General features: G+C 73.3%; 19 protein-coding genes and 1 riboswitch. Of the genes, 14 read left to right on the top strand and 5 right to left on the bottom strand.

Annotation, left to right across the window (positions count from 1 at the left end; all coding sequences use genetic code 11):
• The first annotated feature begins 44 nt into the window (after positions 1–44).
• From O7612_RS12520 to O7612_RS12510, 3 genes are read left to right on the top strand one after another with little or no spacing between them, the layout of a single operon-like run.
• Positions 45–1610: an NAD(P)-binding domain-containing protein gene (locus O7612_RS12520; protein ID WP_282273300.1), complete on the top strand. Its 1566-nt coding sequence runs from the start codon at positions 45–47 to the stop codon at positions 1608–1610.
• The gene (locus O7612_RS12515; protein WP_282273299.1) at positions 1600–3216 is read left to right on the top strand and encodes a fatty acid--CoA ligase family protein; all 1617 of its coding nucleotides are present in this window, start codon (positions 1600–1602) and stop codon (positions 3214–3216) included. Before O7612_RS12520 ends, O7612_RS12515 begins: the two co-directional genes overlap by 11 nt.
• A 56-nt stretch (positions 3217–3272) precedes the next feature.
• The gene (locus tag O7612_RS12510) at positions 3273–4217 is read left to right on the top strand and encodes an acyltransferase domain-containing protein (protein WP_282273298.1); all 945 of its coding nucleotides are present in this window, start codon (positions 3273–3275) and stop codon (positions 4215–4217) included.
• An 86-nt stretch (positions 4218–4303) separates the two neighbouring features.
• Here the strand turns inward: O7612_RS12510 and O7612_RS12505 are convergent, their stop codons facing one another.
• Positions 4304–4801 carry a MarR family winged helix-turn-helix transcriptional regulator gene (locus tag O7612_RS12505; RefSeq protein ID WP_282273297.1) on the bottom strand — a complete coding sequence of 166 codons (498 nt, stop codon included), beginning with the start codon at positions 4799–4801 and terminating at the stop codon, positions 4304–4306.
• A 31-nt stretch (positions 4802–4832) separates the two neighbouring features.
• On the opposite strand from O7612_RS12505, the gene O7612_RS12500 reads away from it, so the two are divergent.
• Positions 4833–5909: a bifunctional NAD(P)H-dependent oxidoreductase/GNAT family N-acetyltransferase gene (locus tag O7612_RS12500; RefSeq protein ID WP_282273296.1), complete on the top strand. Its 1077-nt coding sequence runs from the start codon at positions 4833–4835 to the stop codon at positions 5907–5909.
• 109 nt (positions 5910–6018) lie between these two features.
• Here the strand turns inward: O7612_RS12500 and O7612_RS12495 are convergent, their stop codons facing one another.
• Complete coding sequence (locus O7612_RS12495) at positions 6019–7122, bottom strand: Gfo/Idh/MocA family oxidoreductase (RefSeq protein ID WP_282273295.1); 1104 nt, start codon at positions 7120–7122, stop codon at positions 6019–6021.
• On the bottom strand, positions 7092–7802 hold the full coding sequence (locus tag O7612_RS12490) for a ThuA domain-containing protein (protein ID WP_282273294.1): 711 nt from the start codon (positions 7800–7802) through the stop codon (positions 7092–7094). The genes O7612_RS12495 and O7612_RS12490 overlap by 31 nt, the downstream gene beginning before the upstream one ends.
• Before the next feature lie 352 nt (positions 7803–8154).
• Between O7612_RS12490 and O7612_RS12485 the strand changes: the two genes are divergently transcribed.
• From O7612_RS12485 to O7612_RS12465, 5 genes are all read left to right on the top strand, one after another.
• Positions 8155–8712 carry a hypothetical protein gene (locus O7612_RS12485; RefSeq protein ID WP_282273292.1) on the top strand — a complete coding sequence of 186 codons (558 nt, stop codon included), beginning with the start codon at positions 8155–8157 and terminating at the stop codon, positions 8710–8712.
• Positions 8713–8943: 231 nt separating this feature from the next.
• Positions 8944–9633, top strand: coding sequence for a response regulator transcription factor (locus tag O7612_RS12480; protein WP_282273290.1), 690 nt, complete (start codon positions 8944–8946; stop codon positions 9631–9633).
• On the top strand, positions 9630–11420 hold the full coding sequence (locus O7612_RS12475) for a HAMP domain-containing sensor histidine kinase (protein WP_282273288.1): 1791 nt from the start codon (positions 9630–9632) through the stop codon (positions 11418–11420). The genes O7612_RS12480 and O7612_RS12475 overlap by 4 nt, the downstream gene beginning before the upstream one ends.
• 87 nt (positions 11421–11507) lie before the next feature.
• Entirely contained in the window at positions 11508–13946 is a 2439-nt protein-coding gene (locus O7612_RS12470) for a PEP/pyruvate-binding domain-containing protein (protein WP_282273287.1), read from the top strand.
• A gap of 7 nt (positions 13947–13953) precedes the next feature.
• A complete protein-coding gene (locus tag O7612_RS12465) occupies positions 13954–14547 on the top strand; it encodes a TetR/AcrR family transcriptional regulator (protein ID WP_282273285.1) in 594 nt (197 codons plus the stop codon).
• Between the two features lie 92 nt (positions 14548–14639).
• Here O7612_RS12465 and O7612_RS12460 read toward each other — a convergent pair whose 3' ends face one another.
• Together O7612_RS12460 and O7612_RS12455 are read right to left on the bottom strand one after the other, a co-directional pair.
• The gene (locus O7612_RS12460; RefSeq protein ID WP_282273282.1) at positions 14640–15359 is read right to left on the bottom strand and encodes a hypothetical protein; all 720 of its coding nucleotides are present in this window, start codon (positions 15357–15359) and stop codon (positions 14640–14642) included.
• 55 nt (positions 15360–15414) lie between these two features.
• Positions 15415–16317, bottom strand: a complete 903-nt coding sequence (locus O7612_RS12455; RefSeq protein ID WP_282273280.1) for an oxidoreductase — start codon at positions 16315–16317, stop codon at positions 15415–15417.
• 128 nt (positions 16318–16445) lie between these two features.
• Between O7612_RS12455 and O7612_RS12450 the strand changes: the two genes are divergently transcribed.
• The 5 genes from O7612_RS12450 (at position 16446) to O7612_RS12430 (ending at position 23380) form a co-directional block, all read left to right on the top strand.
• The gene (locus O7612_RS12450; RefSeq protein ID WP_282273278.1) at positions 16446–17333 is read left to right on the top strand and encodes a helix-turn-helix transcriptional regulator; all 888 of its coding nucleotides are present in this window, start codon (positions 16446–16448) and stop codon (positions 17331–17333) included.
• Positions 17334–17361: 28 nt separating this feature from the next.
• Positions 17362–17580: riboswitch (cobalamin riboswitch) on the top strand.
• A 119-nt stretch (positions 17581–17699) separates the two neighbouring features.
• The gene (locus O7612_RS12445) at positions 17700–20075 is read left to right on the top strand and encodes a ribonucleoside-diphosphate reductase subunit alpha (protein WP_282273276.1); all 2376 of its coding nucleotides are present in this window, start codon (positions 17700–17702) and stop codon (positions 20073–20075) included.
• Positions 20076–20128: 53 nt separating this feature from the next.
• On the top strand, positions 20129–21106 hold the full coding sequence (locus O7612_RS12440) for a ribonucleotide-diphosphate reductase subunit beta (protein ID WP_282273889.1): 978 nt from the start codon (positions 20129–20131) through the stop codon (positions 21104–21106).
• A gap of 338 nt (positions 21107–21444) precedes the next feature.
• A complete protein-coding gene (locus O7612_RS12435; protein WP_282273274.1) occupies positions 21445–22641 on the top strand; it encodes a hypothetical protein in 1197 nt (398 codons plus the stop codon).
• On the top strand, positions 22589–23380 hold the full coding sequence (locus O7612_RS12430; RefSeq protein ID WP_282273272.1) for an acyltransferase domain-containing protein: 792 nt from the start codon (positions 22589–22591) through the stop codon (positions 23378–23380). Before O7612_RS12435 ends, O7612_RS12430 begins: the two co-directional genes overlap by 53 nt.
• Positions 23381–23383: the final 3 nt, after the last annotated feature.

Below are 23383 nucleotides of genomic sequence, written 5' to 3'. Positions count from 1 at the left end.
GAAATCTCAGAACGCTCTGAAATCGGGCCGATACGGTGCGCCGCATGACGCTCGACTACCTGATCATCGGAGCCGGACCGGCCGGGCTCCAGCTCGCCGCCCTGCTGGAGCGCGACGGCCGCGAGCATCTGGTGCTGGAGGCCGGATCGGCACCGGGCACGTTCTTCAGCCGCTACCCACGACACCGTCAGTTGATCTCGATCAACAAGGTCTGGACCGGTTCCGACGATCCGGAGTTCAACCTGCGCTCCGACTGGAACTCGCTGCTCACCGACGACCCGGCGCTGCTGTTCGGCAACTTCAGCCGACGCTACTTCCCCGACGCCGACGACATGGTGCGCTACCTCGCCGCCTTCGCGCAGGGGCTGCGGGTCCGGTACGACACCCGGGTCACCCGGATCGCCCGCGAGGGCGACCTGTTCCACGTCGAGACCGGCGACGACACGCTGACCGCCCGCCGGGTCGTCGTCGCCACCGGCGTCTCCCGGCTCTACGTCCCGCCGATCGAGGGCGTCGACCTCGCCGAACGCTACGACACCGTCAGCGTCGACCCGGACGACTTCACCAACCAGCGGGTCCTGATCATCGGCAAGGGCAACTCGGCCTTCGAGACCGCCGACGCCCTGGTCGAGACCGCCGCCGTCATCCACGTCGCCGGACCGCACTCGATCCGGCTGGCCTGGCAGACCCACTACGTCGGACACCTGCGCGCAGTGAACAACAACTTCCTCGACACCTACCAGCTCAAGTCGCAGAACGCGGTCCTCGACGGCACCGTCGAACGGATCGCCCGCCGCGACGACGGCGGCTACCGGATCGACTTCCGGTACGCCCGGACCCGGGAGTCGATCCGGCAGATCGACTACGACCGGATCATCCTGTGCACCGGCTTCCGGTTCGACGCCGGCATCTTCGACCCGTCGGCCCGGCCCGACCTGGTCATCAACGACCGGTTCCCCGAGCAGACCTCCAGCTTCGAGTCGGCGAACGTGCCCGGCCTGTACTTCGCCGGCACCCTCACCCAGCAGCGCGACTTCAAGCGCTCCACCAACGGCTTCATCCACGGCTTCCGGTACGGCGTCCGCGCCCTGCACCGGATCCTCGCCGCCCGGCACCACGGCACACCGTGGCCGTCCACCCCGCTGGACGCCACCCCCGAGGCGATCACCGACGCGATCATCGCCCGGATCAACCGGACCTCGGCGCTGTGGCAACAGTTCGGCGTCCTCGGCGACGTCGTCGTCGTCTCCGGGGGCACCGCGCGCTACCACGAGGAGGTCCCGGTCGCCTACCTGCACGACGGCGGCCTCGGCCCCGAACCGTTCGCGCTGGTGACCACTTTGGAGTACGGCCCGGACCACGACCATGTCGACCCGTTCGACATCACCGTTCCCCGGATCGCCGAGAACGACGCCGCTCACGCCCACGACGCCAGCTACCTGCACCCCGTCGTCCGGGTGCACCGGGGCGGCCGGGTCGTCGCCACGCACCACCTCGCCGAGAACCTGGAGAACGACTGGAACATCCCCGGGGTGCACCAGCAGCCCCTCGCGCTGTTCCTCAAGGGCGTGCTGGCCGAGGCCGGGGACGTGCCGTCCGATGCCGGCTGAGCACGGCCCGGCCGCGCGTCCACCGGTGCCGGTCGGCGGGCGTCCGCCGGCCGGCGCCGGCCCGGCCCGACGGGCACCGGGGCTGCCCGGCCCGGCCGTCCCGAAGTCGGCGGGGGACGGCCGGGCCGGGTCCGGCGCGGCGGCCGGCGAGCCGTCCGGCGGGGCCGCCGCCGGTGGTGAGGTCTGGCCGCAGCCCGTGCTGCGGCTGCTCGCCACCGGCGGCGACCGGCCGGTGTTCGAGGACGGCGACCGGATCGTCGACGCGACCGGGATGTGGGCCCTGGTGCGGCGGATCGCGTCCGGGCTGCGCGCCGCCGGCGTCGGACCGGGCACCGGGGTGGCGCTGCGGCTCGGCGTCACCCCGGAGGCGTTCGCCGCCGTCATCGCGGCGTTCGCGGTGGGCGCCCGGGTGTCCGGGCTCCGGCCCGAGCTGCCCCCGACGCCCCTGGAGCGGCTGCTCGGCAGCGACGACGCGTTGCTCGTCGACGACGCCCGGCTCGCCGCGCTGGTGGACACCCCCGACGACGGCACCCCGCTGGTCGCCGCCGGCCGGCCCACCGACATCGCCCGGATCACCTGGACCAGCGGCAGCACCGGCAACCCCAAGGGCTGCGCCCAGACGTACGCGGCGATGAGCGCGGCCTGGGCGGCGTACCCGGACCGGTGGCCGCCGGCCATCGCCGCCCTCGCCCCCCGGCTGGGGCGCTACCTGGTCTTCGGCTCACTGAGCAGCCAGGTGATGCTGGAGTACGGCATCCTCACCCTCGCCGCGGGCGGCACCCTGGTCGCCGCCCGCCCGCCGGGCTTCCCCGGCATGATCACCCGGCACCGGGCGACCGCGAGCGTGATCACCGTCGGCAAGCTGCACCAGCTCGTCCGCGACCAGCGTGCCCGTCCGGTCGACCTGAGCAGCCTGCGCGCCCTCGTCGTCTCCGGCTCCCCGCTGACCGCCTCCCGGCTCGCCGAGGCGCTCGACGTGCTCGGCCCGGTGGTGTTCCACGGCTACGGCCAGACCGAGACCGGCATGATCGCGATGGTGACCCCGGCCGAGCTGCTGGCCCGCCCGGCCACCCTGGCCTCGGTGGGCCGGGCGCCGGCCGTGGTCGACCTGTCGATCCGCGACGCCGACGGCCGACCCGCCGCCGAGGGCGAACTCTACGTACGGACCCCGGCGCAGGCGACCGCGTACTGGGCCGATCCGGTCGAGACGGCCGACGTGTTCACCGACGGCTGGGTACGCACCCGCGACCTGGCCCGGCTGGACGCCGACGGCTACCTGCACCTGTTCGGCCGGGTCCGGGACGTGATCATCGTCAACGCCAACCTGGTGTACGCCGGCCCGATCGAACGGGTCCTCGCCGCCGACCCCTCGGTCGCCGAGGCGTACGTCGTCAGCCGCCCGGACGACGTGACCGGCGAGGCGGTGCACGCGTACGTGGTGCCGGCCGCCGGTCACGAGCCGGACGCGGAACGGCTGCGCGCCCGGGTCGCGGCGGCCCTGGGTGCGGCCGCCGTCCCGACGACCGTCGCGGTGATCGCCGCGGTGCCGGTGGGGCCGAGCGGCAAGCCGGACAAGCGCGCCCTGGGGACACCCGGCCAGTCCTGAGTCGTCGGACAACCGACGAACGCACCGGCGTCACCGGCCTCCGATAGGATCGGCCGGTGGACCTGGAGCACATCGCCGCCCGGCTCGGGGTGCCCGTCGAGGAGGTCGAGCGCATGCACCGGCTCGCCGGTGACCGACCGTCCGCCCCGCTGCCCGCCAGGGCCGACGCGCCGGCCCTCCTCGACCGGCTCGCGGTACGCCCGGACGACGCCGCCGAGATCATGGCCGGCTGGCCCGATCCCGACTCTCCGTCGTGGACCCCGGAACTCCGGTGGCTGCTCGACCGTTCGTCCGCCCTGGTCCGGGCCGACCTCGGCGGTTACGACTGGCTGTCGCCCGGCCCGGAGCTGCCCCGTGACCGGGGCCCCGCCTGGCGGCACCTCTACGTCTACGGCTTCCTCGCCCTGGTCGACGTGGTCACCGAATTCCACCGCGAGCACGGCATCGCCGGCTCCGTCTCCTGGACGACCCTCGCCGACCTGGGCCGCAACCTGGCGATCGACCGCCGGATGGACCGCGAGGGCTGGGCGGTCATGCAGAGCTGGCTGACCCTGCACGCCCGTGGCGGCCTCTACGAGCTGGGCCGGCTCCAGCACCAGCGCGGTGGCGAGGCCATCGACCTGCACATCCCGGACGCCGGGCCGTTGACCCCGGAGGCGGTCGACGCGTCGCTGGACGAGGCCCGGGAGTTCTTCCCCCGGCACTTCCCCGACGAGCACTACACCGCCTTCTCCTGCGGTTCCTGGCTGCTCGATCCGCAGCTCCGCGACTACCTCCCCGAGGACTCCAACATCATCCGTTTCCAGCGCCGGTTCGTGTTGCAGCCCTACGTGGCGCAGGACGGGCCGGACGCCGACGTCGAGGTACGCCGGTTCGCCTTCCGTACGCTCAGCACGCCCCTCGACCAGCTGCCCCGGCGTACCGTGCTGCAACGCGCGATCGTCGACCACCTGACGGCCGGCGGCCACTGGCACTGGCGGCACGGCCGCTTCCCGATCTAGCGCGGGGGCGGCCGGGCTGGTCGGCCGGCTCGGGGCCGGACCACCCCCCACCGGGTCCACGGTGGACGGTCCCGCGCGGAGGATGATCACACCGGGGACGGGCGCGACCGGTCGGGACCGTCGTCGGCGCGGGGCTGCTCCAGCCGCCCGGCGATCCGTTCGAGGGCGGCGAGGTCCCGAGGGGCCAGCCGGTCGATGAGGTGCCGCCGTACCGACTCGACGTGGACCGGTGCGGCGTCCTGGAGGGCGGCCAGACCCGGTGCGGTCAGCACGAGCAGGCAGCCCCTACCGTCGGCCGGATCCGGTGCGCGGCGCAGCAGCCCGCGCGCCTCCATCCGGCTCGCGTGCCGGGACAGCCGGCTGCGCGACCAACCCATCTTGTCGGCCTGGTCGCCCAGCGTGCTGGTCTGTGCGGGCTGCTCCGACAGGGTGCTCAGCACCTCGTAGTCGGCTTCGGAGAGGCCGATCACCGCCAGGTCACGCGCGGTGCCGGCCTGGACGGCGACCATCGCCCGCCGCCAGGCCCGCCAGGCCCGCTCCTCGGCCGGCTCCAGCCAACGGGGCGGCCCCGACTTTGTTGACATGTCATCAACCTAGCATCTAGCCTTCGTTTCCATGTCAACGAGATCGCTTCGCATTCTGGCGCTGACCTGCAGCACCCGCCCCGGCGCGCTCGGCCCCCTGGTGGGGCGGTGGCTGGTCGACGCGGTCTCCGCCCGGGCCGCCGACCTCGCTGTCGAGGTGGTCCCGGTGGCCCTCGGTGACCTGGACCTGCCGTTCCTCGATGAGGAGGAGTCGCCGTCCTCGGGCGTCTACCGGCACGAGCACACCCGCCGGTGGAGTGCGACGGTCGCTGCGGCGGACGGCTTCATCGCGGTCACCCCGGAGTACAACCACGCGATGCCGGCGACCCTGAAGAACGCGTTGGACTACCTCGGCAGCGAGTGGGCGTGGAAGCCGATCGGCTTCGTCAGTTACGGCTACACCGCGGCCGGCACCCGGGCGGTGGCACACGCCAAGCAGGTGGTGACGACGCTGCGCCTGGTCCCGACGGGCGCCACGGTCGCCATCGGCATCGGCGACGCGGTGGTGGACGGTCGGCTGCGGCCGGACGCCGGCCGGGACGCGGCGGCCACCAACCTGCTGGACGAGCTGGTCCGGCTCGCCCACGCCCTGCGGCCGATGCGCGAGCGCGGGCAGGCCGACAGCGTGCCCGGCCCCCTGCCGGGCTCCTACGCGCGACGGCTGACCCCGCACGACGCACCCGAGGTCACCGTGCTGCAACGGTGCTGCTGGACCGAGGAGGCGGTGGCCAACGACACGCTGGCCATCGCGCCGCTGCACGAGTCGCCGCAGGAGGTGCGGGAGTGGCTGGCCAGCTGGCACACCACCGGCGTCTGGCGGGACGGCCGACTGCTGGGCATGGTGCGGACCCGCACCGACGGCACCGACTGCCACGTTGGCCGGCTCGCCGTCGTGCCCGACCTGCGCGGCCGGGGCCTGGGCCGGTGGTTGCTGCAGGCCGCCGAGGCCGCCGCCGGGCCGCAGTGCCGCCGGATCCTGCTCTTCACCGGCACCCGGAGCCTGCGCAACATCGACCTCTATCGGAGCGCGGGCTACCGGACGGTGGAACCGGACAGCCCGGACGGCACGGTCTGCCTGACCAGGGAGCTGGCCGGGGCGACCGACTGACCACCCCGGGCCACTCCGCCGCCCCGGGCCGTCACACCACTCCGGGCCGTCACACCGGCCCGGGGTGGCACCGGGGCTCCCGGCGGCCCGGGGACCGGCAGCCGTCCGTTCAGCGGCCCTGCCAGTCCCCGGCCGGGGTGAGCGGCACCGGGTCGGGTCGCCGCACCGTCGTGGTCAGGGTGATCCGCCGGCCCTCGTCCGCCGCCCGCAGCAGGGCGGTCATCGTGTCGAGTACGTGCAACGCCAGGTCACCGCCCGCCCGCGGGGTCCGCCCACTCTCGGCCCGTACCGCGTCGATCAACCCGAGGCCCCGGGCGCCCTCCCGGTAACCCGCCGTCGCCGGGAGCGCCCGCCATCCGTCGCCGCCGAGCGGCCAGAGCCGGACCTCGCCGTCGAAGTAGTTCGGGTCGGGCACGGCGAGGGTGCCGGTCTCCCCGTGCACCTCGATCGGCGCGGCCGTGGTGGTGACCCCGTCGAAGCTCGTGGTGATGGTGGACAGCACGCCACTGGCGTGTTCGAGCACGCCGCTGACGTGGGTGTCCACCCGCACCGGGATGCGTTGCCCGAGGCGCGGGCCGCTGCCGATGACCCGCTCGGGGCGCAGCCGGCTGGCCGCCGCGGTCACCGTCCGCACCGGCCCGAGCAGGTGGACCAGCGCCGAGACGTAGTACGGCCCCATGTCGAGCAGCGGCCCGCCGCCCGGGGCGTAGTAGAAGTCGGGGTGGGGGTGCCAGGCCTCGTGCCCGGGGGTGACCATGACCGCCGACGCGGCCAGTGGACGCCCGATCAGTCCACCGTCGACCGCCGCGCGGGCCGTCTGCGTCCCGGTGCCCAGGACGGTGTCCGGCGCGCAGCCGACCCGGACCCCGGCCGAGCCGGCCCGATTCATGATCATCTGAGCGTCCGGGAACGCCACGGCGAGCGGCTTCTCGCCGTACACGTGCTTGCCCGCGTCGATCGCGCCGAGGGCGATCTCGGTGTGTGCGGCGGGGATGGTCAGGTTGAGCACCGTCTGCACGTCCGGGTGGGCGAGCAGCTCCGCGACGCTCACCGCCTCGGCGTCGGGAAGGGTGGCGGCGGCCGCGGCCGACCGGGCGGCGTCCAGGTCGGCCACCGCGACGACGCGCAGCCCGGGGTGGTGGGCCAGGGTGTCCAGGTAGGCGCGGGAGATGACGCCGAGCCCTACGATGCCGACGCCGTGCGGGTCGCCCACAGCATGCCCCTCTCGATGACGGTCCGCACGGACGGGTGCTCCAGCACGTCGAGGCTGTGCCCGGGGGTCGTCACGACGACCCGACCGGCGCCCCACCGCCGGGTCCAGATCGCCGGCGAGGTGACCGGCCGGTGCCAGGGGTGCCAGTCGCGGGTCGGGTGGACGGTGGTGGCCAGCACGTCGATCAGGTCGTCGTGCAGCACCCAGTACTGCTCGGTGACCAGCTCGATGTCGGCGATCCCGGCGGTGACCGGGTGCTCCCGGCCGAGGTCGGTGACCGTCACCGTGTGCGGCAGGAAGTTGTCCTCCTCGCCGCCGCGCCGCTCGCAGGGCTCCCGCCCCGGGTGGGTCGCGAACTGCCCGCCCACCAGGTGCAGGTAGTCCGACGAGGCGCGGAAGGCGTCCACGATGCCGCCGTGCCAGCCGGTCAGGCCCGTGCCGGCGACGACCGCCGCGCTCAGGCCGGCGACCTGATCGGCGGTGATCTCGGCCATCGTCATGCACTGCACGACGAGGTCGGTGCCGGCCATCGCGTCGGCGTCGGCGTAGACCTCGGTGGACTCCTCGACGCGTACGGAGTAGCCGTTGTCCGCCAGGAACGGCAGGAACAGCTCCGTCGCCCGGACGGGCTGGTGCCCCTCCCAGCCACCGCGTACCACCAGTGCTCTGCGCTGCGTCACGCTCGCTCCCTCCACGGTCCGTCGCCGGCCGGGCCGACCGGTGCCGACCCGGCTACGGGCCGCCCGCCGGGCGTACCGGCCGGGCATCGAGAACCGTACCCGGATCGGCCGGCACGAATGGCCCCGCGCGGATCGCGGCCGCCCCGGGGCCGGGGTGCAGGGCGTGGGCGTCCCATCGGGGACCAGTTCGCCGGGGCTGGGGATCTGCCGGCCGAAGGTGGGGCCGACGTAGCCGGCCCCGACGTTTACGACCACCCGTGGGGCAGTCCCGGCCCGGCAAACAGCTTCCTGACAGTCGACGGTGATGCTGGCCACCGGCGGGATCGCCACAGAGCTGACCGGAGGCGTGACGATGAGGAAGCAAGTGATGGCTGCGCTGTGCAGCGGCGTACTGCTGGTGAGCGGGTGCTCGACCGCCGAGGAGGCCCCACCCGCCGCCGGCAGCACCGGCGGGGCGGAGGTGGCCACCCTCCAGACCGGTGCGCCCACCCCCACCGCGTCGGCGGCGACGCCGCAGGACGAGCGGCCACGGGAACGCCTCGACGACACCCCGGAGGACCAGAAGGAACGCCTCAAGCCGTACACGAAGTGCCTGACCGAGCACGGCGTCGACATCACCAGGCGGCGCAGCGACGGCACCGGCGCGGACGGGACCAGCGGGGCGGCCAAGGCCTGCGGGCACCTGATGCCACTGCCGCCGTGGGAGCTGGACCCGGCCAACCCGGAGGCGAGGGACTTCGCCCGCGACGTGGTGAAGTGCCTGAAGGAGAAGGGCGTCCGGTACGTCGAGGTGGGCTCCGACGGGACGGGCTGGGCCTTCGGCGGCAGGAACAACGACGCCGACTCGATCTCCAAGGGGTTGAAGTACTCCCCGGCGTGCCAGCGCGAGGTCGCCGCGAAGCGGAAGTAGCCGCACCGCCCGGCGGCGTCGCCCTCCCCGGGCGACGCCGCCGACGACCGTCCGGGGCGATCGTGGCACCGGTTTGTCAGGAACCGGTCAGGGCGGGGCATGACCTTTTTCTCCCGGTCGCCGGGCGTCCCCGCCACCCGCCCGGCCACCTGCGCACCGACAGTGAGGAGCCCGGTGTCACCGCCTTCCGCCGGCTTCGCGAGCCCTCTGACCTGCTCTATATTCCCCACCATGTGCGCACACGTGATGCTCGCGGAGGACGACCGGCGGCAGGCCGAGGCCCTGCGCCGCTACCTTGTCGCGGCCGGTCACCGGGCGACCGTCGTGGCCGACGGGGAGGCGGCCCTGCGCGAGGCCCGCCAGCAGCCGTTCGACCTCCTCCTGCTCGACGTGATGCTACCGAAACTGGACGGCATGCAGGTCTGCCGGATGATCCGCCAGGAGTCGGACGTGCCGGTGCTGATGCTGACCGCCCGGTCGGCCGAGGACGACCTGCTGCGGGGGCTGGACCTGGGCGCCGACGACTACATGACCAAGCCGTACAGTCCGCGCGAGTTGGTGGCCCGGGTGCGGACGCTGCTGCGCCGGGTCCGGACCGTGCCGCAGGAGTCGCCGGTGCACCGGCTCGGCCGGCTCACCGTCGACGAGCCGCGCCGCCTGGTCACCGCGGGCGGCGTCCCGGTCGACTGCACGACCGGCGAGTTCGCCATCCTCGCCGCGATGATCCGGCAGCCCGGTCGGGTGTTCAGCCGCGGCCAGCTCCTCGAACACACCCGGGGCATCGACCGGGAGTCGACCGGACGCACCATCGACGTGCACGTGATGAACCTGCGCCGCAAGATCGAGGCGAACCCGCGCCGACCACAGCAGCTGCTGACCGTCTACGGCGTCGGCTACAAGCTCAGCGCCGGCGCGTCGTGACCCGGCAGCAGCGGGTTCCCCTGCACCGCAGCCTGGTGGTGCGGCTGCTGGCCACCTCGCTGCTGGTCGCGGTCTGCGCGATCCTGGCGACGACCTGGCTCGCCGTGCAGTCGACCACCCGGGCGATCCAGCAGGAGCAGGGCCGCTCGCTCGCCGACGACAAGAGCATCTACGACACGCTGCTGGACCACGCGGCGACCCACCGGGACTGGGCCGGGGTCGACACGGTGCTCGCCGAACGGGCCGACCGGCTCGAACGGCGGATCACCCTGATGACCCCGGACCGGCAGGTGATCGCCGACTCCGCGCCGGACGGCCCGTCGCTGCAGACCGCCCGGCCCTCGGCGACCGTCGACCCGTTGCAGGTCGACCTCGGCCTGACCGGCGGGACCGAACGGGTCGATCCGCGCGCGGTCGGGCCGTACCGGCTGACCAAGCGGGAGAGCAACACCACCCGGGAGATGGCCGAACGGCAGCTCGGCTGCGTGCGCGCCGAGTCCCGGGCGGACGCGCGGGTGGTGGTGGATCCCGCCGGCCGCGCCTCGGTGCAGGTGAGCGACCCGAAGGACCGGGGCATCGTCGGGTTCTGCCTGCCCGACGAGCTGACGAGCCCGATGCCGAGCGAGGTCGCCGGGATCGCCCAGCTGGAGACCCTGACCAGGAACTGCCTCAGGGAGCTGGGTGCGCCGCCCCGGGTCGACATCCGCGCCGACCGGACCGCGGCACCGAGCCGCGACACCCGCTTCGACCGGCAGATCGACGGCTGCCTGCAGCAGGCCCGGACGGCCCAGCTCCGGGCGTACGTGGCGCCACCGGCGCTGCTGTTCGTCACCGACGGGACGCAGGGCGGCGCCGAGCCGGTGTTCAACCTGTCCCGGGCGAACGTGGTCCGCATCGCCCAGGTGACCGGGGCGGTGCTGGTGGCCACCGTGCTGATCACCGTGCTGGTCGGGCGGCGGCTGGTCCGGCCGCTGCGGGCGCTCACCGACGCGACCCGGCAGCCGATGGACGAACCGGCCCGGGTGCCGGTGACCACCCGCGACGAGATCGGCCTGCTGGCCACCGCGCTCAACGACCTTGCGGCAAGGCGGGAACAGACCGAGGCTCTGCGCCGCAGCATGGTCAGCGACGTGGCGCACGAGCTGCGCACGCCGTTGACCAACATGCGCAGCTGGCTGGAGGCCGCGCAGGACGGCCTGGCGCAGCTCGACACGCAGCTGCTCACCCTGCTGCTCGACGAGGCGCTGCTGCTGCAGCACATCATCGACGACCTGCGTGACCTGGCCGCCGCCGACGCCGGTGACCTGCGTATCCACCGCGAGCCGTACTTCGTGGCCGACCTGCTGGAGCAGGTCGTCGAGGCGCACCGGGGCGCTGCCGAGGCGGCCGGGGTCCGGCTGGGCACCTCGGTGGGAGCCGACCTGGAGATGGCCGTCGACGGTGCCCGACTGCGCCAGATCGTCGGCAACATCGTCGCCAACGCGGTGCGGCACACCCCGGCCGGCGGGTCGGTCACCGTGCGCCTGGAGGTGCGCGACGACCAGCTCACCATCGCCGTGTCCGACACCGGCACCGGCATCGCCCCCGCCGACCAGGCGAAGATCTTCGACCGGTTCTGGCGGGCCGACGACTCCCGGACCCGCAGCACCGGCGGCAGCGGGCTGGGCCTGTCGATCGCCCGCAAGCTCGCCGAGGCGCACGGGGGCACGATCGGCGTCGAGAGTGTTCCGGGTCGGGGCAGCACCTTCACCGTCCGGCTGCCGGTCGTCGTGCCGGCCCGGAGCTGAGCTCCGCCACCCTGCGTCCCACCCGGCTACGGCCGTCTCCGACTTTTCACATTGCAGTTGCACTGCGAACCGCGTACCTTCTTTGCAATGCAGTCGTATTGCAAAGAAGAGGCGCAGGTGTCGGTGCTCCCCCTGTCGGAGGCCCATGCCGGCCTGGTCCCGCTGGTCGGCGGCAAGGCGGCCGGTCTCGGCGAGCTGATCCGCGCCGGTGAGCGGGTGCCGGACGGATTCTGCGTGACCACCGAGGCGTACGGGGCCGGGGTGGTGCCGCAGGACGAGGTCCGGGCGGCGTACGCGCGGCTGGGCGGCGGCCCGGTGGCGGTGCGGTCGAGCGCGACCGACGAGGACCTGCCGGACGCCAGCTTCGCGGGTCAGCACGACACCGTGCTGGACGTCGAGGGCGAGGCGGACCTGGTGGCGGCGATCGACACCTGCTGGAGGTCGCTGCACGGCGACCGGGCGGTGGCCTACCGGAAGGCACACGGGACCGACCCCGCCGACGCGCGGATGGCGGTGGTGGTGCAACGGATGGTCACCCCGGTGCGGGCGGGCGTGCTCTACACGGCGAACCCGGTCACCGGCAACCGCACCGAGATGCTCGTCGACGTCGGGACGGGCCTGGGCACCCGGGTGGTCGACGGCCACACGGACGCCAACCACCTCGTGCTGACCGGTGCCGCCCACCCGGAGGACGGCCCGGCCGGAGCAGCCGGTGCGCGGCGGGGAGCGGCACCCGGCCCCGGTTGGCACGACGACCTGTGGACCGCCGGCCGGCGGATCCAGGCGCACTTCGGCGGGCCGCAGGACGTCGAGTGGGCGATCGACCACGACGGGACGCTGTGGCTGCTCCAGTCCCGGCCGGTCACGACACTCTTTCCGCTCCCGCCGCAGACCGGCGACCTGCGGGTGTACGTCGAGTTCGGCAACGTGCAGGGGATGCTGCGCCCGGTCACCCCGATGGGCATGGCCACGCTCAGCAGGATGATCGCCGCCATGGTCGCCTCGCTCGGGCTGCGGGTGGAGATCGTGGACATCGGCGGGCGGCTCTACGGCGACCTGACCGACCTGGTCCGCCGGCCCGCCGGCCGCAGGCGTCTCGTCCGACTGATGGCCGTCGACTTCGGGCCCCGCGCCCAGGCGGTGATGGAGCACGTCCTGCGGGATCCACGGTTCGCGCCGTCGGGCGGCAGGTCCCGCCGCCCGGCGGACGCCTCGCTGGGCACGGCGGTACGCGCCCTGCGCGGCATCGTGCGGGCGCTGGCCCGACCGGACGCGGCACGGCACCGGCTGGTCGCCGCCGTCGACCGGCTCCGGGCCGAGTCGACGGCGCCGGAACTCCACACGCCCCACGAGCGGCTGCGGTTCGTCCGCGACCACGGCGAGGGTGGCCACGGGACAGCCGACGACCTCACCTGGCCGATCGTGGCCGGCATGCTCGCCTCGGCCCTGCCCGCCCAGCTCCTCAAGGGGGTCGCGACCGAGGACGAGATCCACGCCGTGCTGCGCGGCGTCCCGCACAACGTGACCATCGAGATGGACCTCGCGCTCTGGGCGCTGGCATCGGCCGCCCGGCCGCACCGCGAGCTGCTCCTCGACACGCCACCGGCCGAGCTGGCGGCCCGGTACCTCCGGGGCGGGCTGCCCGAGATCGACCTGTCCGCCTTCCTGTCCCGCTACGGCCACCGGGCCGCGGCCGAGGCCGACGTCGGCGTGCCGCGCTGGGCCGAGGACCCCACCCCGGTCTTCGCGGCGATCGCGAACTACCTGCGGCTCACCGACCCCGCGCTGGCCCCCGACCGGCGTTTCGCCGAGGCCGCCGAAGCCGCCGGGGCCGCGCTCGACAGCTTGGCCGCGCGGGCGGTCCGGCAGCGCCCGGTCCGGGGCCGGATCGCGGTCTTCCTGCTGCGGCGGGCGCGGCGGCTGGCGGGACTGCGGGAGTCCGGGAAGTTCGCCGGACTGTACCGGCTCCAGGCCGTCCGCGAGCAGTTGCTGCTGATCGGGGCGACGCTGTTCCCGGTGGCGGACGACGTCATGTTCCTCACCCTCGACGAGGTCGAGGCGGCCCTCGACGGCGCCGACCTGACCGGGCTGGTCGCCCGACGCCGGGCGACGCACCGGCGCGAACTGCGCCGCCGGGTGGTGCCGGTGGCGATCCTCTCCGACGGGACCGACGTGGAGAGCACCCTGCCGGCCAGCGACGACGGGGAGGGACTGCTGCGGGGCGTGGGGGCGGCGACGGGTAGGGTGACCGGCCCGGCCCGGGTGATCACCGACCCGGCCACCGCGTACCTCGAACCCGGGGAGATCCTCGTGACCGCCACCACCGACCCGGGCTGGACGCCGCTGTTCCTGACCGCCGCGGCCCTGGTCACCGAGACCGGCGCGATCATGGCGCACGGCCCCACGGTGGCCCGCGAGTACGGGATTCCGGCCGTGATCAGCGTGCCGGGCGTCACCTCGCGGATCGTCACCGGCCAGGTGGTCACCGTGGACGGTGCGGCCGGCACCGTGACGACGGGACGGTAGGACCCCGATGCCCAAGAGGGTCGACCCCCGCCAGCGGCGCACCCTGATCGCCGACGCGCTCATGCGGGTCGCCGCCGACCGGGGCCTGGAGGCGGTGAGCCTGCGGCACGTGGCCGCCGAGGCGGGGGTCTCCGCCGGGATGGTGCAGCACTACTTCACCACCAAGGACGAGATGATGGCGTTCGCCCTGTCCGTCGTCCGCGACCGGGGCCGGGCACGGGTCGAGTCGGCGGTCGCGGCGCTCGGCCCGGACCCGGCGCCCCGACTGCTGCTGCGCACCCTGCTGGAGGCGTTGCTGCCGCTGGACGAGGCGGCCCGCGCGGACGGCCGGGTGGCGCTGGCGTTCCTGTCCTGGACCGCCCTGCACCCGGCGGCGGCTCCCGGCCTGCGGCCGGACACCGAGCAACTGGTGGAGTTCGTCGCCGGGCTGCTGCCGCGTCCACCGGCGTCACCCGCCGGCCGGGCAGGGGCAGCGTCGGACGCCGCGGCGGGGTTGCTGGCGCTGGTGGAGGGACTGGGGATGTACCTGCTCGGCGGGCAGTACACCCCGGAGCAGGCGACGGCGGTCCTCGACCACCACCTGGAACTGGTCTTCGCCTGACCCGGTCGTGGGCGGTGCGCCGGACCGGGGCGTCGACGGCGGTCGGCGGACCCGGCCGGCGGCAGCCGCGTCGGCCGCCGGTCGGCCCGGCGTCAGGTCAGCAGCGCCGGTCGCAGCTCACCGCCCACGTTGATGGTGCCGACGACCCGGCCGCCGGTGAGGTCGAAGACGTCGACCGTCCGGTTGGTGCGCATGAGTTCGCGCACCGACGGCGGCAGCGACGGGGGCTCCTTCATCGCCGCCCGGACGTCCCGGGTGGTCGAGATCAGCCGACCGACCAGTGACGCCCCGTCGTGGTCCACCCGCACCCGGCCGTACTCCCAGCCGCAGGTGGTGAGGTCGAGCACCTCGAACAGGTGGGCGAGCAGGGGATGCGGGTCGGTCGCCCGGACCAGCTGCGACGCCCGCGCCCCCACCACGGTGGCGGCGGCGGCGACGTGCACGTACGGGTGCAGGCCGCCCGGCAGCGCGAACAGCGGCCAGTGCAGCCGCCCGCCGGCCTCCCGCCACAGGGGCCGGTAGTTGCGCCGGTCCACCGGGAACCGGTGACCGGTACGCCGGTACAGCTCCGCCGTCTGCGCCAGCAGGTCCGCGTGGGCCGCGGCGGCGAACTCACCGACGATCGCGGCCGCCACCGCCAGGCCGTCCCCGTCGTCGAGCAGGCCGACGATCGCCGCCACCTGGTCGGCCGGTCGGACGGCCAGGTGGGTGCCGAACCGCTGCCGCACCTCGGCCGACAGCGCCGCCTGCCGGACCGGATCCTCCTGGACCTGCCGGCTCCCACCGCCCAGCACCCGCCCCAGCCATCTCATCTCGCCTCGTCTCCGCCGCCGTCACCGACCGCAGCCATGCTAGTGCGCCCCTGTGTCAGAGGTAGCCGACGCCGGTCAGTTCCTCGGCCGCCGTCCAGAGCCGACGGCCGACGACCGGATCGGCGGCCTCCGGGCTGTACCGGACCTCGGTGACCGGACCCCGGGTCTGGAAGAACCGGGCCGGGCCGAAGAACTGGCCACCCCGTACCCCGGGATCGGTGGCGGCGCGCAGCTGGGGCAACGCGCCCCGCTCCACCGGCTGGGTGGCCAGCAGGCCGAGCCGGGCGATCACCCGGCCCCACCGGCCCCGGTGCTCCCACGCCCGGGGAGTCAGGTTGGTACGGGTGACGCCGGGGTGGGCCAGCACGCTGAGGACCGGCGACCCGGCGGCGCGCAGCCGACGGTCCAGTTCGACGCCGAAGACGGTGGTGGCGAGCTTGGACCGGCCGTACGCTGTGGTGCCCCGGTAGCCGCGCTCGCCCATCAGGTCGGCGAAGTCCAGGTGCGCGTTGCGGTGGGTGATCGAGCTGAGGCTGACCACCCGGGCGGCCCCTGCCGCGGCCAGGTTGCCCAGCAGCAGGCCGGTCAGCGCGAAGTGGCCCAGCAGGTTGGTGGCGAGGTGCAGCTCGTGGCCGTCGACACTGGTGCGGCGCGGCCCGAGCAGCACCGCGCCGGCGTTGTTGACCAGCAGGTCGAGCACCGGATGGTCGGCGGCCAGCCGCGCCGCGAACGCCCGTACCGAGGCCAGCGAGGCCAGGTCCAGCTCGCGTACCTCGACGGTCCCGCCGATCCGGCGGGCGGCCTGCCGACCGGCGGCGGGGTCGCGGACGGCCAGCACGACGTGCGCGCCCCGGTGGGCCAGCGCGGCGGCGGTGACCAGGCCGAGTCCCGAGTTCGCGCCGGTGACGACGGCGGTGCGGCCGTGCTGGTCGGGGATGCGGTCGGTGGTCCATGTCATCTGCTGCTCCTGGTCGGTCGGGGTGGGAGCGTCGACGCTAGGGGCGGACCGGCCGGGCGCGGTCGTTCCCGGTTGCCTAGGTCCCGCAGACCTACCCGGGCCGGTCCGGGCCGCGCCACACTGGCCCCATGACCCATCCGTACGCCCGCGAACTCGGTGACTTCCTGCGCGCCCGGCGCGGCCGGCTGCACCCCCGCGACGTCGGCCTGGAGCCGGGCGGACGCCGCCGGGTCACCGGGCTGCGCCGCGAGGAGCTGGCGCTGCTGGCCGGGTTGAGCACCGACTACTACCAACGGATGGAGCAGGGTCGCGAGGTCCGCCCGTCCGACGACGTGCTGGACGCGCTCGCCGCCGCGCTCGGGCTCGACGCCGGGGAACGCCGGCACCTGTTCACCCTGGCCCGCGCCGCCCGCCGGCCGGTGCCGGCCCGGGTGGACCACGGTCCGGAGCGGGTGCCGGAGAGCACCCGGCGGCTGCTGCGGGTGATGGACACCCCGGCGGTGGTGCTCGGCCGCCACCTGGACCTGCTCGCCTGGAACCGGTGGGCGGTGGCGCTGCTCGGCGACCCGGCCGGCCACCCGCCGGACCGGCTCAACATGCTGCTGCTGATGTTCGACGAGGCGGCGACGCGGACGCGGCGGTGCGCGGCCTGGGAGCGGCAGGCGATGGACTACATCGGCATGTTGCGGGCCGCGGTCGCCACCGACCCCACCCATCCCCGGGCCACCGCGATCGTCGGTGAGCTGAGCATCCGCAGCGCCGAGTTCCGTCGGCTGTGGTCCCGGCACGACGTGCGCGAGTCGGTCAGCGGCACCAAGACCTTCCAGGTCCCCGGGGTCGGCGACATCATCCTGGACTGGGACACCTATCCGCTGCCCGGCAGCCCCGGGCCGGTCATGCTGGTCTTCACCGCCGAGCCCGGCAGCGCCGACGCCGACGCGCTGCGGCTGCTGGCGTCGCTGCGGGCCACCGGACGGTCGGATGAGAGTTATCCGACACGCCCCCGCGACATCTAGTGTTGCCTCTCCCCCATGCACGCCATATATGGTGTGCCACGCAGCTGGTTCGCCCCACCCGGACGGGTGCGGTCGAGGCAACAGGGAACCCGGTGGAAATCCGGGACTGCCCCGCAGCGGTGAGTGGGAACGACCGCCGTCATCGAGCACTGGACCGCGAGGTCCGGGAAGCGACGGCCAGTAGGCGACCGGTGGACCCCGGTCAGGCCCGCGAGTCCGAAGACCTGCCAGCGCGCCGTGCGCTGCCGCGCGCGGCGGCCTGAGGTCGCGCGGGACGACCGACGCCAGGTTCCGGGGCGGCCGTCGCGCCGCGCCCGTTGGCGTTCTCCCGCGTCCGATGGTCATCGGTGACGGCGAGGAGAGGTCATGACGGTCGTACAGGAGAGTCCCCCACCCGGTGTGGGCGAGGTGGAGCCGCGCCGGCCGGTGCTGCGGGTGCGCACGCCCGACGGCGGCACCGAGCCGGTGGACGTCGACCGGATCGTCAGAGCGGTCGGGCGGTGGGCCACCGACCTGCCCGAGGTGGACCCGCTGCGGGTGGCCACCACGACGGTCGCCGGCCTCTACGACGGGGCGACCACGGCCGAGGTGGACAGGCTGTCGATCCAGACGGCGGCGGAGCTGATCGGCACGGAACCGCAGTACTCCCGGCTGGCGGCGCGGCTGCTGGCCGCATCCGTGGCGAAGGAGGTACGCGGGCAGGCGGTGGCGGGCTTCAGCCAGTCCGTCCGGTACGCCCACGGTCTCGGCCTGATCGCCGACGACACCGCCGCGTTCGTGGCCCGGCACGCCGGGCAGGTCGACCACGCTGTCGACCCCACAGGTGACCTGCGGTTCGAGTACTTCGGGCTGCGGACGGTGGCCGACCGGTACCTGCTGCGGCACCCGCGGTCGCGGCTGGTGGTGGAGACCCCGCAGTACTGGCTGCTGCGGGTGGCCTGCGGGCTGTCCACCACGCCCGACGAGGCGGTCGGGTTCTACCGGCTGATGTCGTCGCTGGCCTACCTGCCGAGTTCCCCGACGTTGTTCAACTCGGGCACCCGGCACACCCAGATGTCGTCGTGTTTCCTGGTCGACTCGCCGCGCGACGAGCTGGACTCGATCTACGAGCGGTACCACCAGGTGGCGAAGCTGTCGAAGTTCTCCGGCGGCATCGGCATCTCCTTCACGCGGGTGCGCGGCCGGGGCGCGTTGATCCGGGGCACCAACGGCCGGTCGAACGGGATCGTGCCGTTCCTGAAGACCCTCGACGCCGGGGTCGCGGCGGTCAACCAGGGCGGCCGGCGCAAGGGGGCGGCCTGCGTCTACCTGGAACCCTGGCACCCGGACGTCGAGGAGTTCCTGGAGCTGCGGGACAACACCGGCGAGGAGGCCCGGCGTACCCACAACCTCAACCTGGCCAACTGGATCCCCGACGAGTTCATGCGCCGGGTCGAGGCCGACGGCGAGTGGTCGTTGATCGACCCGTCGGACGCCCCGGAACTGCCCGACCTGTACGGCGAGGAGTTCGACGCGGCGTACCGGGTCGCCGAGAAGAATGCGGTCCGCACCGTCAGGGCACGGGACCTGTACGGACGGATGATGCGCACCCTGGCGCAGACCGGCAACGGGTGGATGACGTTCAAGGATCCGTCCAACCGGCTGTCCAACCAGACCGGTGTGCCGGGCAACACGATCCACCTGTCCAACCTGTGCACCGAGATCCTGGAGGTCAACAGCGACACCGAGACCGCCGTGTGCAACCTGGGGTCGGTCAACCTGGGCGCGCACCTGACCGGCGACGGCGTCGACTGGGACAAACTGCGCGAGACCGTCCGGACGGCGGTGGTGTTCCTGGACCGGGTGATCGACATCAACTACTACCCGGCCGAGCAGGCGGCGGCCTCGAACCCGCGCTGGCGGCCGGTCGGGCTGGGGCTGATGGGGCTCCAGGACGCGTTGTTCGCGCTGCGCCTGCCGTTCGACTCGGCGGCGGCCCGGGAGTTGTCCACCCGGGTGCAGGAGGAGATCTTCCTGACCGCGCTGGAGACCTCGACCGACCTGGCCGAACGGTTCGGCGCGCACCCGGCGTACCCGCAGACCCGGGCGGCCCGGGGTGACCTGCACCCCGACCTGTGGGGGGCCGAGCCCACCCAGACCGGGCGCTGGGCCGCGCTGCGTACCCGGATCGCGGCGCACGGCCTGCGCAACTCGCTGCTGGTGGCGATCGCCCCGACCGCCACGATCGCGTCGATCGCCGGCTGCTACGAGTGCATCGAGCCGCAGGTGTCCAACCTGTTCAAGCGCGAAACCATGTCCGGGGAGTTCCTCCAGGTCAACACGTACCTGGTGCGGGAGCTGAAGGCGCGCGGGCTGTGGACGCCGGAGATCCGCGACCGGATCAAGCGGGCCGAGGGCTCGGTGCAGGGCATCGTCGAGCTGCCCGCCGAGGTGCGGGAGCTGTTCCGCACCGCGTGGGAGCTGCCGCAGCGGGCACTGATCGACCTGGCCGCCGCGCGGGCGCCGTACGTCGACCAGTCGCAGTCGTTGAACCTGTTCCTCAGCGCGCCGACCATCGGCAAGCTCTCCTCGATGTACCTGTACGCCTGGAAGTCCGGGCTGAAGACCACCTACTACCTGCGGTCGCGTCCGGCGACCCGGATCCAGCAGGCCACCGTCACCGTCGCCTCGGCCGTCGCGGCCGACGCCGAGGCGCTGGCCTGTTCCCTGGAGAACCCCGAGAGCTGCGAGGCGTGCCAGTGACCACCGTCGACGAACCCCGTACCGCCGGGCGGCAGCTGCTGCTCGACCCCGGCATGGACCTCACCCTGCGCCCGATGCGGTACCCGCACTTCTTCGACCGGTTCCGCGACGCCATCCGTAACACCTGGACGGTGGAGGAGGTCGACCTGCACTCCGACCTGGCCGACCTGGAACGGCTCTCGCCGGCCGAGCGGCACCTGATGTCCCGGCTGGTGGCGTTCTTCGCCACCGGCGACACGATCGTCGCCAACAACCTGGTGCTCAACCTCTACCAGCACGTCAACTCCCCGGAGGGCCGGCTGTACCTGTCCCGGCAGCTGTTCGAGGAGGCCGTGCACGTGCAGTTCTACCTGAACCTGCTCGACACGTACGTCCCCGACGAGCAGGAACGCTTCGCCGCGTTCGCCGCCATCGAGAACATCCCGTCGATCCGGCGCAAGGCCGAGTTCTGTTTCCGCTGGATCGACTCGGTCTTCGCGCTGCGGGAGCTGCGTACCCGCGCGGACCGGCGGGCGTTCCTGCTCAACCTCATCTGCTTCGCGGCCTGCATCGAGGGGCTGTTCTTCTACGGCGCGTTCGCCTACGTCTACTTCCTACGGTCGCGGGGCCTGCTCAACGGGCTGGCGTCGGGCACCAACTGGGTGTTCCGCGACGAGTCGATGCACATGGCGTTCGCGTTCGACGTGGTGGAGACCGTCCGGCGGGAGGAGCCGGAGCTGTTCGACGCCGAGCTGGAGCGGCAGGTCACCGAGATGCTCGCCGAGGCGGTCGAGTGCGAGGCGCAGTTCGCCGAGGACCTGCTCGACCAGGGCGTCTCCGGGCTGTCGCTTCAGGACATGCGGGCCTACCTGGAGCACGTGGCGGACCGTCGGCTCGCCCAGCTCGGCATCGCGCCGCGCTACGGCACGCAGAACCCGTTCGCGTTCATGGACCTGCAGGACGTGCAGGAGCTGTCGAACTTCTTCGAGCGGCGGGTGTCGGCGTACCAGGTCGGGGTCAGCGGCACGGTCACCTTCGACGACGACTTCTGATCCGGTGGGGCGGCGGCCCGGCCCGGTGGCGTACCCACCGGGTCGGGCCGCCGTCCGGCTCCGCGGTTGTGGGGAGCCCACCGCCGGGATCACGGTGCGTCATTCGACCGACATCGGCAGACCGGGGCCGAATTGTCCACGAAAAAGCTCCACAAAAGTTACGCGACCATAAAAATGACTTAAACGCATTAGACGTCGATCGATGTTGATGAAGCCTGGACGCGGTGCTAGCATCTTGACTCAGCAATCGCGAAAGATCGTCAACGTATCCGTCATCCGACACTCCCACCCGTCATCGCCCATGATTCCGAGGGCAGAGGCTCATTTTCGTGCGTACGATGCTGCTATTCGATGGTCTCGGCGGAGCGAACGACGGGCTGTTACCGGCGTTACGCGGGCTCTACACAATTCCGGCCAACGCCACCTACTTCTCCGCGGCATTCCGCGTGCTCGACGAGGCGGCCGCCTACCTCGAACCGGTCGACCGGGTGCGATTATGCCCGGACGGAACAACGTTGCGGCAGTGGCTGACGGCCGCCACCGCACCGCCGGACGGCATCCCCCGGGGCTCGGTCACCGCCGGCCTGTGCATCCACCTCTACCAGGCCTGCCAGCTCCAGCCGATCCGCCGCCGGCCGGACGACGCCGTCGCGGCGCTCGGCCACAGCATCGGTCTGCTGGCCGCCGTCCTGGCCGGTCTCGGCGTCCGCCGCACGGACGACTACCTCGAGGTGACGGCCGCCTGCCTGCGGTTGGCGGCGGTCACCCTGGTCCGCGGCCAGCAGTACGCCGAGGGGCCGACGCCCGACCGCGACGCGGTCGACCGGTTCCGTGCCCGGGTCCGCCGCAGTGCCGCGCCGGGGCCGATGGCCGCCCTGACCGGCCTGCGCCGCGAGGAGATCGACGAACTGCTGACGGAGTCCGACGGCACCACGGTCACGGTGAGCCTGACGAACGCGGCACGGGCACACGTGCTCAGCGGCCCGACGGTCGAACTGCTCGACTTCTACTTCCGCCACGAGACGAGGTTCGCGCGGACCGGCGCGACCTGGGCGTTCCTGAACAACACGATCCCGTTCCACAGCCCGCGCCTCCTGCCGGCGGTGCGCGGGATCGCCGGGGACCGCGACTTCGTCGGCCACCTGCCGGGCGGCGACCGGCTGCGCCTGCCGGTGTACGCCACCGACGCCCCCCGCGATCTGCGCGACGCACCGGACCTGGTGGACGAGTTCTGCCAGCAGGTGCTGTCACGCCCGGTCGAATGGGAACACGTGACCCGGCACGCCGTCACCGACTCCGCGATCGACCGAATAGTCGACCACGGCCCCGGAGCAGGCGCGCGACGCTTCACGAAGGAATGCCTCCGTGACCATCCCCGCCGGGTCGTATTCGAATCGGCACAACAATTCTCCACACCACCGGGTTCAGGAGGCCAGCGTGCGATGTCTGCTCTTTCCGGGCCAGGGCGTGCAACGCCGGGGAATGGGATCGGGCCTGTTCGCCCAGTTCCCGGAGACCACCGCGCTGGCGGATGAGATCCTCGGCTACTCGATCGAGGAACTGTGCACGCGGGATCCGGACCGCAGACTCCGCGACACCCGTTACGCCCAGCCCGCCGTATTCGTGGCCAATGCCCTGCTGGGCCGGCAGCGGGTCGCCGAGCAACCGGACGGCTACCGGTTCTACGCCGGGCACAGTCTCGGCGAGTACAACGCGCTCTGCGCCGCCGGCATACTCGACTTCGAGACGGCGCTGCGCCTGGTGCGACGACGCGGTGAGCTGATGGCCGGCATCACCGGCGGCGGCATGTCCGCCGTACAGGGGGTACCGGCGGCCTTCGTCCAACGGGCGCTACGCGAGACCGGACTGTCCGGGGTGCACATCGCGAACTTCAACGCCGACACCCAGACGACGATCGCCGGGGACCGGGTGGAGGTGGCCGTCGCCGCCAAGGCCATCGGCGCGCTACCCGGTGCGCGGGTCGTCCCGATCAACGTGAGCGGTCCGTTCCACACGCCGCTGATGGCGTCGGTCGAGCCGGAGCTGCGGGCAGCGTTGGAGAGCTGCGTGTTCGGCACCGGCACCGGCACCGTCGTCTCCAGTGTGACCGGTGAGGTCTTCCCCACCGACCAGGGCGCCGAGCTGCTCACCCGCCAGGTGTCCACCCCGGTGGACTGGGTGCGTGCCGTCGCCACCCTGCGCGCCCTGGGCGTCACCCAGTTCGACGAGGTCAACGGAAGCACGCTCAGCGCGCTCGTGAACAGGATTCGGTGAAGG

Origin of the sequence: Micromonospora sp. WMMD987, assembly GCF_029581435.1 — a bacterium.
In the GTDB taxonomy this organism is placed as follows: Bacteria; Actinomycetota; Actinomycetes; order Mycobacteriales; family Micromonosporaceae; genus Micromonospora; species Micromonospora rifamycinica.
This window is presented reverse-complemented; position numbering and strand designations above follow the sequence as displayed.

Bases quoted from the DNA above. Each gene is read 5' to 3' on its own strand.
- O7612_RS12520 (WP_282273300.1), top strand. From the start codon at position 45: ATGACGCTCGACTACCTGATCATCGGAGCCGGACCGGCCGGGCTCCAG.
- O7612_RS12515 (WP_282273299.1), top strand. From the start codon at position 1,600: ATGCCGGCTGAGCACGGCCCGGCCGCGCGTCCACCGGTGCCGGTCGGC.
- O7612_RS12505 (WP_282273297.1), bottom strand. From the start codon at position 4,801: ATGTCAACAAAGTCGGGGCCGCCCCGTTGGCTGGAGCCGGCCGAGGAG.
- O7612_RS12500 (WP_282273296.1), top strand. From the start codon at position 4,833: ATGTCAACGAGATCGCTTCGCATTCTGGCGCTGACCTGCAGCACCCGC.
- O7612_RS12485 (WP_282273292.1), top strand. From the start codon at position 8,155: ATGAGGAAGCAAGTGATGGCTGCGCTGTGCAGCGGCGTACTGCTGGTG.
- O7612_RS12480 (WP_282273290.1), top strand. From the start codon at position 8,944: ATGTGCGCACACGTGATGCTCGCGGAGGACGACCGGCGGCAGGCCGAG.
- O7612_RS12470 (WP_282273287.1), top strand. From the start codon at position 11,508: ATGCAGTCGTATTGCAAAGAAGAGGCGCAGGTGTCGGTGCTCCCCCTG.
- O7612_RS12465 (WP_282273285.1), top strand. From the start codon at position 13,954: ATGCCCAAGAGGGTCGACCCCCGCCAGCGGCGCACCCTGATCGCCGAC.
- O7612_RS12460 (WP_282273282.1), bottom strand. From the start codon at position 15,359: ATGAGATGGCTGGGGCGGGTGCTGGGCGGTGGGAGCCGGCAGGTCCAG.
- O7612_RS12455 (WP_282273280.1), bottom strand. From the start codon at position 16,317: ATGACATGGACCACCGACCGCATCCCCGACCAGCACGGCCGCACCGCC.
- O7612_RS12450 (WP_282273278.1), top strand. From the start codon at position 16,446: ATGACCCATCCGTACGCCCGCGAACTCGGTGACTTCCTGCGCGCCCGG.
- O7612_RS12445 (WP_282273276.1), top strand. From the start codon at position 17,700: ATGACGGTCGTACAGGAGAGTCCCCCACCCGGTGTGGGCGAGGTGGAG.
- O7612_RS12440 (WP_282273889.1), top strand. From the start codon at position 20,129: ATGGACCTCACCCTGCGCCCGATGCGGTACCCGCACTTCTTCGACCGG.
- O7612_RS12435 (WP_282273274.1), top strand. From the start codon at position 21,445: ATGCTGCTATTCGATGGTCTCGGCGGAGCGAACGACGGGCTGTTACCG.
- O7612_RS12430 (WP_282273272.1), top strand. From the start codon at position 22,589: ATGGGATCGGGCCTGTTCGCCCAGTTCCCGGAGACCACCGCGCTGGCG.